The following is a 12912-nucleotide window of genomic DNA, read 5'->3' as shown; positions in this document are numbered from 1 at the left end:
CATGCGACAGCGCATCCTCGTCGTCGAGGACGACCACGCCCTGCGGGACGTACTGCTGCGCGGCCTGCGCGACGAAGACTTCGACCCGACCCCGGCGGCGGACGGCGCGGGGGCGATGCGGATGGCCGACGACGGCTTCGACGCGGTCGTCCTGGACGTCGGGCTGCCCGACGCGGACGGCCGGGACGTCTGCCAGGCCCTCAGGGCGCGCGGGTTCAACGCTCCCGTGATCTTCCTGACGGCACACCACAATCTGACCGACCGGCTGACCGGGTTCTCGGCCGGTGGTGACGACTACCTCGCCAAACCCTTCCACCTGGCCGAGCTCGCGGCACGCCTGCGCGCCGCCCTCAGGCGAGCGGGCCCGCAAGCACCCGCCGAAGCGGGCGACCTGCTGCTCGACCCCGCCCGCTACACCTGCACCGTCTCGGGATCACCCCTGGACCTGACGCCGACCGAGTTCCGGCTCTTGGCGGTGCTCATCGCCGCCGCGGGCGGTCTGGTCACCCGCCGTGACCTGGTCCGGGCGGGCTGGCCCGAGGGCGCCCAGGTCAGTGACAACACCCTCGACCAGTACCTGAGCCGACTGCGCCGCAAGCTCCGCACCGCCGGCAGCGACCGGACGCTCGGCACCAGCCGTGGGATCGGACACCGCCTGTCATGAAACTCCCCTGGCGCGGACGGCTTCCGCGCACCCTGCGGGGGCGGCTCTCGCTGGTCGCCCTGGCCGCCGCGGCGCTGCTGATGATCGTGCTGACCGTCGTGTTCAACGCCGTTGTCCGTCAGCGGCTCCAGCAGCAGGCGGACGACCACCTGCGCACCCGCGCGACCACGATCGCTGCGACCGTGGACACCACAGGGCCCACGGCCCGTGTGGTGGAGGTACCCAACGACGACGCGCTCGACGCCGACGTCTGGATCTACTCAGGACCGCTGCGGCTCGAAGCGCCGCCCGGGGTGGCAGCGAGCGGTCCGCTCGGCCGGGCCGCGGACGCCCTCGCGGCCGCCGGCGGGCAGCGATGTGTCACCGTCGGGGAAGCGCAGCCGGTGCGACTGTGCGTTCAGCCCGTCCCCGGCTCCGGGGGGACGTCGGCCGCTGTGGTCACCGCCCTCGCGCTCGCCCCGTACCGCAGCTCCGCGGACACCGTGCTGTACGCCTCACTCGCGTTGGACGCCGCAGTGCTGGCCTGCACCTACGCCCTGACCCGCCTGGCGGTGGCCCGCGCCCTGCGCCCCGTACACACGATGACCGAACAGGCCACCACCTGGAGCACACTGGCCTCAGACCACCGCTTCAGTGACACCCGGCGGCCAGAGGAACTCGCTCAGCTCGGTACCTCGCTGGACGCCCTGCTCGACCGGATCCGGGCCGGACTGCGCCACGAACAGCAGCTCACCCGGGAGCTCTCCCACGAACTGCGCAACCCACTCGCGCGAATCATCGCCGAGGTCGACTGGTGGCAGAGCCGGCCGCGCTCCGGCGCCGAGTCGCAGCGCGCCTGCGCCGCCATCGAGGATGCCGCACGCTCCATGCACAGCATCTGCGACACCCTGCTCGACGACGCCCGCGGCAGCGCCGGCGCCACGCGGGGCACCGCCGACGTCCGGTCCGCGCTGAGCCGGCTCGCCGCGCAGTTCCCCCGGTCGGGGCGGGTCGGCGTCCAGGTCATGGCCATAGCCGAGGGCCTGAGCGTCGGTGTGCCGCAGGCTCTTCTCGAACGGACGGTCAGCCCCCTGCTCGACAATGCCCTGCGCCACGCCCGCTCCCGGGTCATGCTGAGCGCCTGCCGCCAGGAGGCGGGCATTCGGATAGAGGTCACCGATGACGGCCCGGGAGTGCCGCCGTCCTTCGCTGCGGAGCTCTTTCGTCCCGGTCGGCGCGCCGACCCCGGGGACGGACACACCGGAGCGGGCCTCGGGCTGCCGCTCGCGCGGCGCCTGGCCCGCTCCGTGGACGGTGACGTCCATCATGACGAAGGACACCGTGATGGTGCGCGGTTCGTGATCACTCTGCCTGCGGGCTGACCTGCTCCTCGTCCGTCACATCGCGCCGGGAGAGCGTGAGGAGCACCACGAGGCCCAGGATCACCGTGAGGAACAGCGCGCTGGTGATCACCGTGCCGAACTCCAGACCGCCTTCGTCTGCGGGCTGGGACAGGTAGTCGCCCACCGATGCGCCCAGCGGGCGGGTCAGGACGTACACGGTCCAAAAGCTCAGCACCGCGCCCAGACCCATGGCGTAGTGGGCGAGCGCGACCGCGGCGATGACCAGGGCGAACAGTACGGCTGCCACCCAGTAGCCCAGCGACATCCGCTCGGCCACCAGGTCGCCGGCCGCCGTGCCCAGCGCGAAGGTGAACAGCACCGCGGCCCAGTAGTACCCCTCGCGGCGCACGGAATCGATGCTGCGGATGGACAGCGTCCCCTCCGCCTTGAACCAGACGGCGAAGGTGACCGCGAGAGCCGCCGCGAACACGGCGGTCGTGACCTCCAGCGGCACGCCGAGGTTGTCCGTGAGGTTGTCGCTGATCAGGGTGCCGACGACGCTGACCAGCACCACGACCAGCCAGTACACGGCGGGCCGGTAGGTGGCCGTGCGGAACTGCGCGACCAGGGCGAGGGCCAGGAGGGCCGTCATCACGAGGGAGGTACCCGTGAGCCCGAGACCCAGTTGTGCGTTCAGGTAGTCCGCCGCGGTCTCGCCCACGGTGGTGCACAGCACCTTGATCACCCAGAAGTAGGCGGTGATCTCAGGAACCTTGTTGCGGCGGGCCCGGGCGGGCGCGCGGAAGTCGGAGGCCGATCGCGTCTCGTTTGTCATGACGCGGACGTTGCCAGTCCCAGCCTGAACACATCCTGAGCACGTCGACCGGGCCACCCCGGCAGCCCCTTTTCGGAGCGGAGCGGGGCCTACGCTCGCCGCCATGGAGACCGCTCCCCCGCCCGGACATGCCCTTTCCAGGCCCCTGGGGTTCCTGCGCAGACGACTCGGCTGGGCCTCCTGCGCCGCCTATGCCGCAGCCGTCGCGCTGCCCGCCCCGGGCCTGTGGCTGCGCCACAGCCATACGGCGGCTCTCGGTGAACAGCTGCGCGTGGGCTTCAACCTCACCCAGATCCTGCTCGCCGCCGTCCTGTTCGCGGCCGGGTTACGGGCCTGCCCCCACGCCCTGATCCGGGTGCTGCGCCGGCCCCGGGTCCTGCTGGCCGGTCTGGCCCTCCACCTGGCCGCGCCTTTTCTGATCATCCCCGTCATCGCCGTAGTCCTGCGCGGCTCTCCCGACTCCGACGGCGGCAGCGGCATGGTCGCCGCCATGATCTTGACGCTCGGCATGCCTGTGGCCGCCGGAGCCACGGTGTGGACGAGCGGAGGCCGAGGTGATGAACCGGCCATCTGGGCCTGGTCCTCGCGTCCGCCCTGGTCAGCCCCCTCACCGTGCCGGTCACGATCAGCGCCCTGACCCCGCTGCTCAGCGCCACCGTATTGCCGTTGGCCGCGTTTGCGGCCGTGCTCGCCGCTCTGCTGCTCACCTGCGTCAATGCCAGCGGCGCACTGGGCCAGTTCTGGATCCACCCTCGGCCCCTGCTTCTCCTCGCGGCGGCGGGGACCGCCGCCGCCGTCTGTGTCCTGTCCTTCGGATGGGGTCGCTGGTGTGCCCGCGCCCTGCGTCTGGGGACACCCGCCGGTATGTCCGTCACGCTGGCCTGCGGCATGAGCAACAGCAGCGCGGGCGCCGCCCTCATCACCACCGCGATGCCGGACCGGCCGCAGATCCTGCTGCCCGTCCTCGCCTTCAGCTTGCTGCAGAAGCTCGCCGCGAACCGGATCACCTACCTGCGTCCAGTGGCAGCAGCAGGGTGAAGCGGGTAGGGGCGGTCCCGGCCAACGCGAGGCGGGCTCCGACGGCTCCGGCCAACTCCCGTGCCAGCGCCAACCCGATGCCCGACCCGGCACCCATTCCGCGTTCGAAGATCACCCGAGACTCCAGGGCGGCGGTTCCCTCGTCGGCGACATCCACGGCGAGCGCCGTTCCCAGGTCGCGCAGGGTCACCGTGACGCTCCCGCCACCATGGCGGTGGGCGTTGTCCAACAGGACATCGAGGATCTGATCCGTGGTGTGACCGGGCACCGGCAGCTTTTCCGACTCCGGTTCCCAGAACACGGTCAACCGGCGGCCGTCTCGGGCGAGGACGCCGTGCCACCGGCGCTCGGCCGCCTCCAGCAGCTCGCCGACCTCCTGCGCCGGGGCGGATACCCACGTCGAGGCGTCCGATGTGGCCAGCCGCAGCACCTCGTCGATGGTGTGGTCGAGGTGTCGCGTCTTCTCCGCCGCCTCGGCGAGGGCGGCGCGTGCGTCCGCGTCGGGGTCAGCCAGGGCGGCTTCAAGGCCGAGCTGGAGTCCGGTCAGCGGGGTGCGCAGTTGGTGGGAGGCGTTGGCGGTGAAGTGCCGTTGGCGTTCCAGGAGCCGTGCCAGGCGCTCGACCATCGCATTGTGGGCGCGGGCCACCTCGTCGATCTCGGCGATCGTGCTGGGGTCGGCGCGCGCATGCAGGTCTCCGTCGGCGATGGCGAGGGAGGTACGGGCGAGGGCCTCCAGCGGGGAGCTGAGCACGGAAGCCTGTCTGCGGGCCACGATGACGGCCGCGCCGAGCGCCAGCAGGCAGAGGCCGAGCAGGGCGGCCCAGCCCCACCACACCCTGCTCCACACGGTGCGGGCACTCGTGGAGGCGCGCACCGCCCCGATGACGCGCTCGCCGCTGGAGACGGGGACAACGACGACGAGTTCGCCTCCTGTTTGCTTCCGGGCGACGCGGCCGGACAGCGCCTGACGAACGGCGTCGCCGCCGCTGGCCGGGCCCACTCCGGAGCGCAGCCTGCCGGTGGCGTCGTAGATCCCCCGCTGCATTTCGTCCCGGCCGCCAGGCAGCTCCACCGGGTCTCCGGCGGCGAAATCGGGCCCGACCCGTACGACGGTGGCCGTGGCGGCCCGCTCCAGCTCGCCGTTCTCGTCGGCGAAGAACGTGATGCGGACCGCCACGGCCAGCGGCACGGCCAGCAGGAGGAGGGCCACCGCCGTGGCTACCAGGGCCACTCGGACCACGCGCGCTCTCATGGCGCCCATCATGGGGCCGCGCTGCCCCACGGCCGCGTCTTCGGAAGTCGACGGCGGGTTTTACCGTCCTCTCACCATGCGTGGGCCAGACGCTAACCGGCGCCCTTCTAGCGTCGTGGACAGAGCAGTCCGTCCTCCTGTGAAGGACGCGAGGATCATGCGACTCACCTACGCCCTCCCCCTCCCTCTGGTCTCACTCGTAGTGGCGGGCGCCGCCCTGGCCGGATGCGGCAATTCCTCCCAGTCCGCCACTCCCCCAACGGCCGTCACCGCCACCGCGCCGGCCCCGGCCGAGTCGAACCCGGCCGGCGACATCCCCGACAACCAGGCCTACGTCGCCTACCGGTACGACCGGGGCGGCTTCACCGTGAAGGTTCCCGAAGGCTGGTCCCGTACGGACTCGGCCGACGGCAGGGTCAGCTTCACGGACAAGCTGAACCGGATCGAGATCGCCACCAGCCCCGCCACCGCCGCCCCCACACCCCAGAGTGTGAACGCGGCCGTAGTGCCGGCGCTCCGCGGGCAGGTACCCGGCTTCACCGTGGGCGGGGTCTCCAAGGTCTCCCGTCCCGCGGGCCAGGCCGTCCTGCTCACCTACCAGGGCGACGGTCTCGCCGGCTCCGTGACCGGCAAGGCCGTCCGCGACTCCTTCGAGCGCTACGCCTTCTTCAAGAACGGACATGAGGCGGTCCTCACCCTGTCCGGGCCGGTCGGGGCGGACAACGTCGACCCCTGGCGGACCGTCACCGACTCCCTGCGGTGGCAGTGATGGACGCGGCCGAGACCGGGACCGGAGCCGGGGCCGGGGCCGGAGCCGACGTGCTCACCGCGTGTGACCTGTACCGGTTCTACCGCACGGGCGAGGAGGAGACGCTCGCGCTGCGCGGCGTCTCCCTTCGGGTGCGGCGCGGGGAGACCGTCGCCGTCACCGGCCCCTCGGGCTCGGGCAAGTCCACGCTCCTGGCCTGCCTGGCCGGACTGGACGAACCGGACGGCGGAGTCGTGCACGTGGGTGGCGAGCGGATCAGCCACCGCCCCGAGGCGGAACGGGCGCGCGTCCGTGCCCGCCGGATCGGTGTCCTGCTCCAGTCCGGGAACCTCCTCCCCCACCTCGACCTCCGGGCGAACATACGCCTCGCACAATCCGCCGCCCGCGCACTTGGAAACCGCGGTTCCGAGGCCTGGGTGCTCCTCGACCGGGTTGGCTTGCCCGCCAGGGGCCGGGCGCTGCCGCGCGAACTGGCCGGCGGTGAACTCGCCCGCGCGGGCCTGGCCGTCGCCCTCGCCAACGACCCGGACATCCTGCTCGCCGACGAACCCACCGGCGAGCTCGACGGGAGGACCGAGCAGCGGATCCTCGAACTGCTTCGCGAACGGGCGCACGCCGGCGCCGGAGTGCTGCTCGTCACCCACAGCGTCGAGGTCGTCAGGACCGCCGACCGCGTCATCACCCTGCGCGACGGAAGGATCCGGCCGTGACCAGCCCCGACGTCCTCGTACGCTGCCAGGGCGCGGCCCGTACCTACGGCGCCGGGGCCGCGGCGGTCGTCGCGGTCCACGGCGCCACCTGCGAAGTCCGCAGCGGTGACCGCATCGCGATCACCGGGCCCTCGGGTTCCGGCAAGTCCACCCTGCTGCACCTTCTGGCGGCCCTCGAAGAGCCCACCACCGGCCAGGTCACCTGGCCGGGCCTGGCACGGGGGCCGGTACCGGACCAGGTGGGGGTCGTCTTCCAGGGACCCAGCCTGATCCCCGCACTGAACGTCGTGGAGAACACCGCGCTGCCACTGGTACTGGCCGGCCACCGGGAGGAGTCGGCACGGCGGCGCGCCCTGGACGCTCTCGCCCTCGTCGTCGCCACGGGCCTCGCGGACAAGCTGCCGGAGGAGCTGTCCGGGGGCCAGGCCCAGCGGGTGGCCGTCGCCCGGGTGCTGGCTGCCGCACCCCAACTGATCCTCGCGGACGAACCCACCGGGCAACTCGACCGGGTCACCGGGCGGCACGTCGTCGAGGTGCTCCTGGCCACCGCCGACACGCTCGGCGCCGCTCTCGTCGTCACCACCCACGACCCCACCGTCGCCCGGCGGCTGACGCAGCAGTGGTCCATGCGCGACGGCCGCCTGCGGACCGGTCCCCACCCGCCGCGGGACGAACCGACGGCTGCCTCCGAAGGGACCAGGCCATGATCACCTCGTGGGTGTCGGGACTGCTGCGCCGCCGTACCGGGCGCCTCGGCGCCACCGCCGCGGGCATCGCCCTCGCCGTCGCCCTCGTCGCCGCCCTGGGCTCCTTCCTGACCGCCTCGAAGTCCACGATGACGGCCCGTGCCGTGCGTTCGGTCGCCGTCGCCTGGCAGGCCGAGGTCCAGGCGGGCGCCGACCCGGGCACGGTCCTGTCCGCGGTCCGCGCCGCCGCCGGCGTCCGCAGCGCCGTCCCCGTCGGCTTCGCCCGCAGCACCGGCTTCCAGGCCACCGGGGCGGGCAGCACCCAGAGCACCGGACCGGGCGTCGTCCTCGGTCTCCCCGCCGCCTACCGGCAGACCTTCCCGGGCGTCGTCCGCCCGCTGACCGGCGCCGCCACCGGGGTGCTCCTGGCCCAGCAGACCGCGGCCAACCTGCACGCGGCACCGGGAGACACCGTCACCATCGGCCTGCCGGGCACCGGGCCCGCCACCGTCACCGTCGCGGGGATCGTGGATCTCCCGCAGGCCGACTCCCTGTTCCAGAAGGTGGGCGCCCCGCCGCAAACCCAGCCCACCGCTCCGCCCGACAACGTCATCCTCCTGCCCGAGGCCGTCTTCGCCCGCCTGACCGCACCGGTCGCCGCCGTGGACCCGGCCGCCGTCACCACGCAGATCCACATCGCCCGCGACGCACCCCTGCCGGCAGACCCCGCGGCCGCCTACACCGCGGTCACCGCCGCCGCCCGCAACCTAGAGGCCCGCACCTCCGGCGGAGCCGTCGTCGGGAACAACCTCGGCGCCGCGCTCGACGCCGCCCGCAAGGACGCCCTCTACGCCCAGGTCCTCTTCCTGTTCCTCGGCTTCCCCGGCGCGGTTCTCGCCGCCCTGCTCACCGCCGCGGTGGCAGGGGCGGGCGCCGACCGCAGGCGCCGGGAACAGGCCCTCCTGCGCACGCGCGGACTACGGCCCCGCCAGATAGCCGCCTTGGCCGGCTCGGAGGCCGCCGCGGTCGGCGTCGCCGGGGGACTGCTCGGCGTGGGCATCGCAGCCCTCGCCGGGCGGGCCGCCTTCGGCACCGCCTCGTTCGGTGCGAGCACCGCCTCCACGGTCGCCTGGTCCGCCTTCGCCCTGGTCCTGGGGCTCGTGGTGGCCGCAGCGGCGGTCCTGCTGCCCGCCCTGCGCGACCTGCGCCTGGGCACGGTCACCGGCGCCCGCCGCGAAGTCGGCCGCGCCCGCTCCCCCCGATGGATGCGCTACGGCCTCGACTTCGTCCTCCTGGCCGTCTCCCTGCTGGTGTTCAAGGCCGCGAGCGGCAACCAGTACGCCCTCGTCCTGGCCCCCGAGGGCGTGCCGAGCATCTCGGTGTCCTACTGGGCTTTCCTGGGCCCCGCCCTGCTGTGGCTCGGCGGCGCGCTGCTGCTGTGGCGCCTCGCTTACCTGGCCCTGGCCCACGGCAGGCGGCTCCTGGCCCGCCTCGCCCGCCCCTTGACCGGCACACTCGCCGGAACCGCGGCGGCGAGCATGTCACGCAGGCGCCAGCCACTGGCCCGCGCGATCGTTCTGCTCGCACTCGCCCTGTCCTTCGCCGCCTCCACCGCCGTTTTCAACGCCACCTACCACCAGCAGGCGGAAGTCGACGCCCGCCTGTCCAACGGCGCCGACGTCACCGTCACCCAGTCCCCCGGCGTCCGCGTCGGCCCCGGCGCCGCCTCGGCGCTGAACGTGGCAGGCGTACGGCACGTGGAGCCCCTGCAGCATCGCTTCGCGTACGTCGGGGCCGACCTCCAGGACCTGTACGGCGTCCGGCCCGCCACGATCGGCGCCGCCACCTCACTCCAGGACGCCTACTTCGCCGGCGGCACCGCCCGCTCGCTGATGGCCCGCCTTACGGCCCACCCCGACGCCCTCCTGGTCAGTGAGGAGACCGTCAAGGACTTCCGCCTCGCCCCGGGCGACACGGTCAACCTTCGACTCCAGGACAGCCGCACCCATGCCCTGCGCACCGTGCCCTTCCACTACGCGGGCATCGTCAAGGAGTTCCCCACCGCGCCCAAGGACAGCTTCCTCGTCGCCAACGCCGATTACGTGGCACGCAGTAAGGGCAACGACGCCGTCGGCGCCTTCCTCCTCGACACCGGCGGCGCGCACCAGGCCGGCACCGCCGCCACGCTCCGCCGGCAGCTGGGCACCACCGCCACGGTCAGCGACCTCACCCAGGCCCGCTCCACCGTAGGCTCCAGCCTCACCGCCGTGGACCTGGCCGGACTCACCCGGATCGAGCTGGGTTTCGCCGTCCTGCTGACGGCCGCGTCCGGCGGAATCGTCTTGGCCCTGGGCCTGGCGGAACGGCGGCGCACCTTCGCCCTCGCCACCGTCCTCGGCGCCACCCGCCGCCAACTGCGCGGACTGGTCCTCACCGAAGCAGCAGCACTGACGGTCGGAGGGCTCGCCGGCGGCGCGCTCATCGGCTGGTCCCTGTCCCGGATGCTCGTCACGGTCCTCACCGGCGTCTTCGACCCGCCACCGGCCTCCATCGCCGTCCCCTGGGCCTACCTCGCCCTCACCGTCGTCGCCACCATCGCCGCCCTCACCGGCGCCTCCTTCAACGCCGCCCGACGCTCCTCCCGGCCACCCGTCGAGGAACTGCGGGAACTGTGACGCGTACGCCTACGCTGCTGACCATGCCCGCGCGCCAGGACCGCAGCCCCGCCCCCGTCCTCCTCGTCATCGAGGACGACGACACCATCGGACGGCACCTCGACACCGGACTGCGGGCCCAGGGATACGCCACCACCTGGTGCCGCACCGGCAACGGGGGCCTCGCCGCCGCCCGCGCCACACCCCCGGACGTCGTCCTGCTCGACCTCGGCCTGCCCGACGCCGACGGCATCGACATCGCCCGTGAACTGCGCAGCCACCACCCCGACCTGCTGCTCGTCATCCTGACGGCCCGCACCGACGAGATCGACGTCATCGCCGGGCTCGACGCGGGGGCCGACGACTACCTCGTCAAACCGTTCACCCTGTCCGTACTGCTGGCCCGCCTCCGCGCCCACCTGCGCCGCCTGCCGAACGGTCACGACGACCGGGAGACGACGTACCGGATCGGGAACCTCACCCTGGACACCCGGGCCCGCAGATGTCTACTCGGCCAGGCCGAAGTCCCCTTGCGTCCAAAAGAGTTCGACCTGCTGACCGCACTGGCCCGGCACGCGGGATCCGCCGTGTCACGCGAGGACCTCATGGCGCAGGTGTGGGACGAGAACTGGTTCGGTCCGACGAAAACCCTGGACGTCACCCTCGCCGCGCTCCGCCGACGCCTCCAGCAGGCCGCCACCGACGCGCGACCGCCCGTCGCGCCTCCCGACATCACCACGCTGCGCGGCTACGGATACCGCCTCGAGGAGGACCACGGATGATCGAGGCCGCCTGTACGTGTGCGGCACGGGCCCGCAGCACGGTGAGCGTGCGGCGATCCAACGCCCAGGGGAAGGGGCGCAGGGCCGCCTATTTCGCTGTCGGCGCTCCCACGGCCTGCGGCTGAGCAGTGGAACGGGCCCGCTCGGGGGCAAGGAAGAAGGCCATGACCGGCGCCAGGTACAGGCTCCAGACGATCACTTGGAGCACGGTGGGATCGGGCTGGAAGTTGAAGACGCCCTTGAGGAGGGTGCCGTACCAGGAGTCGGGCGGGATGGTGGTGCTGATGTCGAAGGCCAGGCTGTGCAGGCCGGGCAGGAGGTCGGCTTCCTGGAGGTCGTGGATCCCGTAGGCGAGGACGCCGGCCGCGACGACGACCAGCATGGCGCCGGTCCAGCGGAAGAACTTGGCCAGGTTGATGCGCAGGGCACCCTTGTAGAAGAGCCATCCGAGAACGACGGAGGCAGCGAGACCGAGGAGGGCGCCGACGAGGGGGCGGATGCCGTCGTCGGTGGCCTGGACCGCGGTCCAGATGAACAGCGAGGTTTCCAGGCCTTCGCGGCCCACCGCGAAGAAGGAGGTCACCACGAGCGCGCCGGTGCCAAGGGCGAGGGCGGCGTCGAGCTTGTCCTGAAGTTCGCTCTTGAGGTGCCGGGCGGTACGCCGCATCCAGAACACCATCCAGGTGACCAGGGCGACGGACAGGACGGACAGCGTGCCGCCGAGGGCTTCCTTGGCCTGGAAGGTCAGAGTGGAGGAGCCGAACTGGAGCAGCGCGCCGAAGGCGAGGCTGACGGCGACGGCGATGGCGACTCCGGCCCACAGGGGCCTGAGCTGGCGGCGGTTGCCGGTCTTGACGAGGTAGGCGACGAGGATGCAGACGACGAGGCTCGCTTCGAGGCCTTCGCGCAGTCCGATGAGGAAGTTGCCGAACATGAGTGGCTGCGTCCTTCCGGACTACTTGACGACGGCGGCGGCGAGCTTGGACAGGGGCTCCGCGAGCGCGTTCACACCGTCGGAGAGTTCCTTGCGCTGCGGCTCGTCGACCTTGTCGTAGGAGGCGTACTCGTATCCGCTCGTGCCGCTCCGGTACTTGTCCAGCAGCGCGGTCAGCGCCACGAACTGGCCGTCGAGGTCCTTCACCAGCTGGGGGGCGTTCTTCGCGGCGACGGGCTTGAGGAGCTCATACGTCTTCTGGGCGCCTTCGAGGTTGCCCTTGAAGTCGACGAGGTCCGTGTGGGAGTAGCGGTCTTCCTCTCCGGTGATCTTGTTGCGTGACACCTCGTCGAGGAGTTCCTTGGCTCCGTTCGCCATGGAGGTGGGGGTGATCTCGGCGGTGCCGACCCTCGTCCCCCACGCGTTCAGGTCCGTCATCAGCTGATCGGCGAGCTCCTTCTCCCAATCGCCGATCTTGCCGTCCTGCCACAGGGCCTTCTCCAGGCGGTGCCAGCCGGTCCAGTCCTTCGCCGGGTCCTGGCCAGCCTCCAGGCCGTCCTCACGTACGTCGATCCTGGGGTCGATGTCGCCGAAGGACTCGGCGACCGGCTCGGTGCGCTCCCACCCGATGCGGGAGGGGGCGTAGAGCTTCCTCGCGGCCTCGAGGTCCCCGGCCTTGACAGCGTCGGCGAACGCCTTGGCCTTCGGCAGGGTCTCCTGCGCCTGTTCGAGGACATAGGAACGGTAGGCGGCGACAGCGGCGTCCGCCTCCGGGCTCCGCTTGGCGGCCGCGTTCTGCCCGGTGGCGGTGACCTTCCGGCGGATGCCGTCGCCCTTCATACCGGGCTTGCAGGAGATCTCGTAGTCGCCCCCCTGGAGCTCGGCGGTGATCGAGGTCTTGGTGCCGGGGCCGATGTTCTCGCGCTCCGCCGCGATCCGGTCGTCCGGGAAGAGCACGTACACCTCGGTGACCTTGGAGCCGGTGTTCTCCACGTCCAGGGTGAGGTGCCCGGCCGGGAACTCGGCCTTGGAGACCTCGCAGGCCGAGTCCGAGGCCGTCACCCTGATCGCACCGTCGCCGCTCGCGGACTTCTGGGCGCATCCCGAAAGCGATACGACCGCCGCTATGACGGTGCTGGTGCCTGCCAGCAGGTGACGGGATCGAGTGGACACCGGGGCCTCGTTTCACGCGGGGGATGAGAGCACCGGGAACATCAAGCCCGGCCGCCGCGGAGTCTACTCACATGTAGACAGTGAGGGAAGCCT

General features: G+C 72.1%; 13 protein-coding genes. 9 read left to right on the top strand and 4 right to left on the bottom strand.

Features of this window, described 5'->3' with window-relative positions; genetic code table 11:
- Position 1: 1 nt before the first annotated feature.
- Both ACFWBF_RS11475 and ACFWBF_RS11470 read left to right on the top strand, forming a co-directional pair.
- Positions 2–664 carry a response regulator transcription factor gene (locus tag ACFWBF_RS11475; protein WP_385598794.1) on the top strand — a complete coding sequence of 221 codons (663 nt, stop codon included), beginning with the start codon at positions 2–4 and terminating at the stop codon, positions 662–664.
- A complete protein-coding gene (locus ACFWBF_RS11470) occupies positions 661–2025 on the top strand; it encodes a sensor histidine kinase (protein WP_385598791.1) in 1365 nt (454 codons plus the stop codon). The genes ACFWBF_RS11475 and ACFWBF_RS11470 overlap by 4 nt, the downstream gene beginning before the upstream one ends.
- On the opposite strand, the gene ACFWBF_RS11465 is transcribed toward ACFWBF_RS11470, so the two are convergent.
- Complete coding sequence (locus ACFWBF_RS11465; RefSeq protein ID WP_385598788.1) at positions 2006–2821, bottom strand: hypothetical protein; 816 nt, start codon at positions 2819–2821, stop codon at positions 2006–2008. The two genes, ACFWBF_RS11470 and ACFWBF_RS11465, sit on opposite strands and share 20 nt — an antisense overlap.
- A gap of 103 nt (positions 2822–2924) precedes the next feature.
- Here ACFWBF_RS11465 and ACFWBF_RS11460 point away from each other — a divergent pair, with 103 nt between their 5' ends.
- A complete protein-coding gene (locus tag ACFWBF_RS11460) occupies positions 2925–3458 on the top strand; it encodes a hypothetical protein (RefSeq protein ID WP_385598785.1) in 534 nt (177 codons plus the stop codon).
- On the top strand, positions 3434–3859 hold the full coding sequence (locus tag ACFWBF_RS11455; protein WP_385598782.1) for a hypothetical protein: 426 nt from the start codon (positions 3434–3436) through the stop codon (positions 3857–3859). The genes ACFWBF_RS11460 and ACFWBF_RS11455 overlap by 25 nt, the downstream gene beginning before the upstream one ends.
- Here ACFWBF_RS11455 and ACFWBF_RS11450 read toward each other — a convergent pair.
- On the bottom strand, positions 3825–5111 hold the full coding sequence (locus ACFWBF_RS11450; protein ID WP_385598780.1) for a histidine kinase dimerization/phospho-acceptor domain-containing protein: 1287 nt from the start codon (positions 5109–5111) through the stop codon (positions 3825–3827). The two genes, ACFWBF_RS11455 and ACFWBF_RS11450, sit on opposite strands and share 35 nt — an antisense overlap.
- A gap of 157 nt (positions 5112–5268) precedes the next feature.
- Here ACFWBF_RS11450 and ACFWBF_RS11445 point away from each other — a divergent pair, with 157 nt between their 5' ends.
- From ACFWBF_RS11445 to ACFWBF_RS11425, 5 genes are read left to right on the top strand one after another with little or no spacing between them, the layout of a single operon-like run.
- Positions 5269–5880, top strand: coding sequence for a hypothetical protein (locus ACFWBF_RS11445; protein ID WP_385598777.1), 612 nt, complete (start codon positions 5269–5271; stop codon positions 5878–5880).
- On the top strand, positions 5880–6590 hold the full coding sequence (locus tag ACFWBF_RS11440; protein ID WP_385598854.1) for an ABC transporter ATP-binding protein: 711 nt from the start codon (positions 5880–5882) through the stop codon (positions 6588–6590). Before ACFWBF_RS11445 ends, ACFWBF_RS11440 begins: the two co-directional genes overlap by 1 nt.
- On the top strand, positions 6587–7297 hold the full coding sequence (locus ACFWBF_RS11435) for an ABC transporter ATP-binding protein (protein ID WP_385598774.1): 711 nt from the start codon (positions 6587–6589) through the stop codon (positions 7295–7297). The genes ACFWBF_RS11440 and ACFWBF_RS11435 overlap by 4 nt, the downstream gene beginning before the upstream one ends.
- Entirely contained in the window at positions 7294–9951 is a 2658-nt protein-coding gene (locus tag ACFWBF_RS11430) for an ABC transporter permease (RefSeq protein WP_385598771.1), read from the top strand. The genes ACFWBF_RS11435 and ACFWBF_RS11430 overlap by 4 nt, the downstream gene beginning before the upstream one ends.
- Positions 9952–9974: 23 nt before the next feature.
- A complete protein-coding gene (locus tag ACFWBF_RS11425; RefSeq protein WP_385598768.1) occupies positions 9975–10712 on the top strand; it encodes a response regulator transcription factor in 738 nt (245 codons plus the stop codon).
- A gap of 88 nt (positions 10713–10800) precedes the next feature.
- On the opposite strand, the gene efeU is transcribed toward ACFWBF_RS11425, so the two are convergent.
- Both efeU and efeO read right to left on the bottom strand, forming a co-directional pair.
- Positions 10801–11646 (bottom strand): iron uptake transporter permease EfeU, encoded by an 846-nt coding sequence (efeU, locus tag ACFWBF_RS11420; RefSeq protein WP_385598765.1) that lies wholly within the window; start codon positions 11644–11646, stop codon positions 10801–10803.
- A gap of 21 nt (positions 11647–11667) precedes the next feature.
- Entirely contained in the window at positions 11668–12819 is a 1152-nt protein-coding gene (gene efeO, locus ACFWBF_RS11415; RefSeq protein WP_385598762.1) for an iron uptake system protein EfeO, read from the bottom strand.
- Between the last annotated feature and the right edge of the window lie 93 nt (positions 12820–12912).

Origin of the sequence: Streptomyces sp. NPDC060028, assembly GCF_042736725.1 — a bacterium.
Taxonomy (GTDB): domain Bacteria; phylum Actinomycetota; class Actinomycetes; order Streptomycetales; family Streptomycetaceae; genus Streptomyces.
Note: the sequence above shows the minus strand (reverse complement) of the source record. Positions and strands in the feature narration are given on the sequence as shown.

What these genes read in the sequence shown, in the direction of transcription:
- ACFWBF_RS11475 (WP_385598794.1), top strand. Translation starts at nt 2, where the DNA reads ATGCGACAGCGCATCCTCGTCGTCGAGGACGACCACGCCCTGCGGGAC.
- ACFWBF_RS11470 (WP_385598791.1), top strand. Translation starts at nt 661, where the DNA reads ATGAAACTCCCCTGGCGCGGACGGCTTCCGCGCACCCTGCGGGGGCGG.
- ACFWBF_RS11465 (WP_385598788.1), bottom strand. Translation starts at nt 2,821, where the DNA reads ATGACAAACGAGACGCGATCGGCCTCCGACTTCCGCGCGCCCGCCCGG.
- ACFWBF_RS11460 (WP_385598785.1), top strand. Translation starts at nt 2,925, where the DNA reads ATGGAGACCGCTCCCCCGCCCGGACATGCCCTTTCCAGGCCCCTGGGG.
- ACFWBF_RS11450 (WP_385598780.1), bottom strand. Translation starts at nt 5,111, where the DNA reads ATGAGAGCGCGCGTGGTCCGAGTGGCCCTGGTAGCCACGGCGGTGGCC.
- ACFWBF_RS11445 (WP_385598777.1), top strand. Translation starts at nt 5,269, where the DNA reads ATGCGACTCACCTACGCCCTCCCCCTCCCTCTGGTCTCACTCGTAGTG.
- ACFWBF_RS11440 (WP_385598854.1), top strand. Translation starts at nt 5,880, where the DNA reads ATGGACGCGGCCGAGACCGGGACCGGAGCCGGGGCCGGGGCCGGAGCC.
- ACFWBF_RS11430 (WP_385598771.1), top strand. Translation starts at nt 7,294, where the DNA reads ATGATCACCTCGTGGGTGTCGGGACTGCTGCGCCGCCGTACCGGGCGC.
- ACFWBF_RS11425 (WP_385598768.1), top strand. Translation starts at nt 9,975, where the DNA reads ATGCCCGCGCGCCAGGACCGCAGCCCCGCCCCCGTCCTCCTCGTCATC.
- efeU (WP_385598765.1), bottom strand. Translation starts at nt 11,646, where the DNA reads ATGTTCGGCAACTTCCTCATCGGACTGCGCGAAGGCCTCGAAGCGAGC.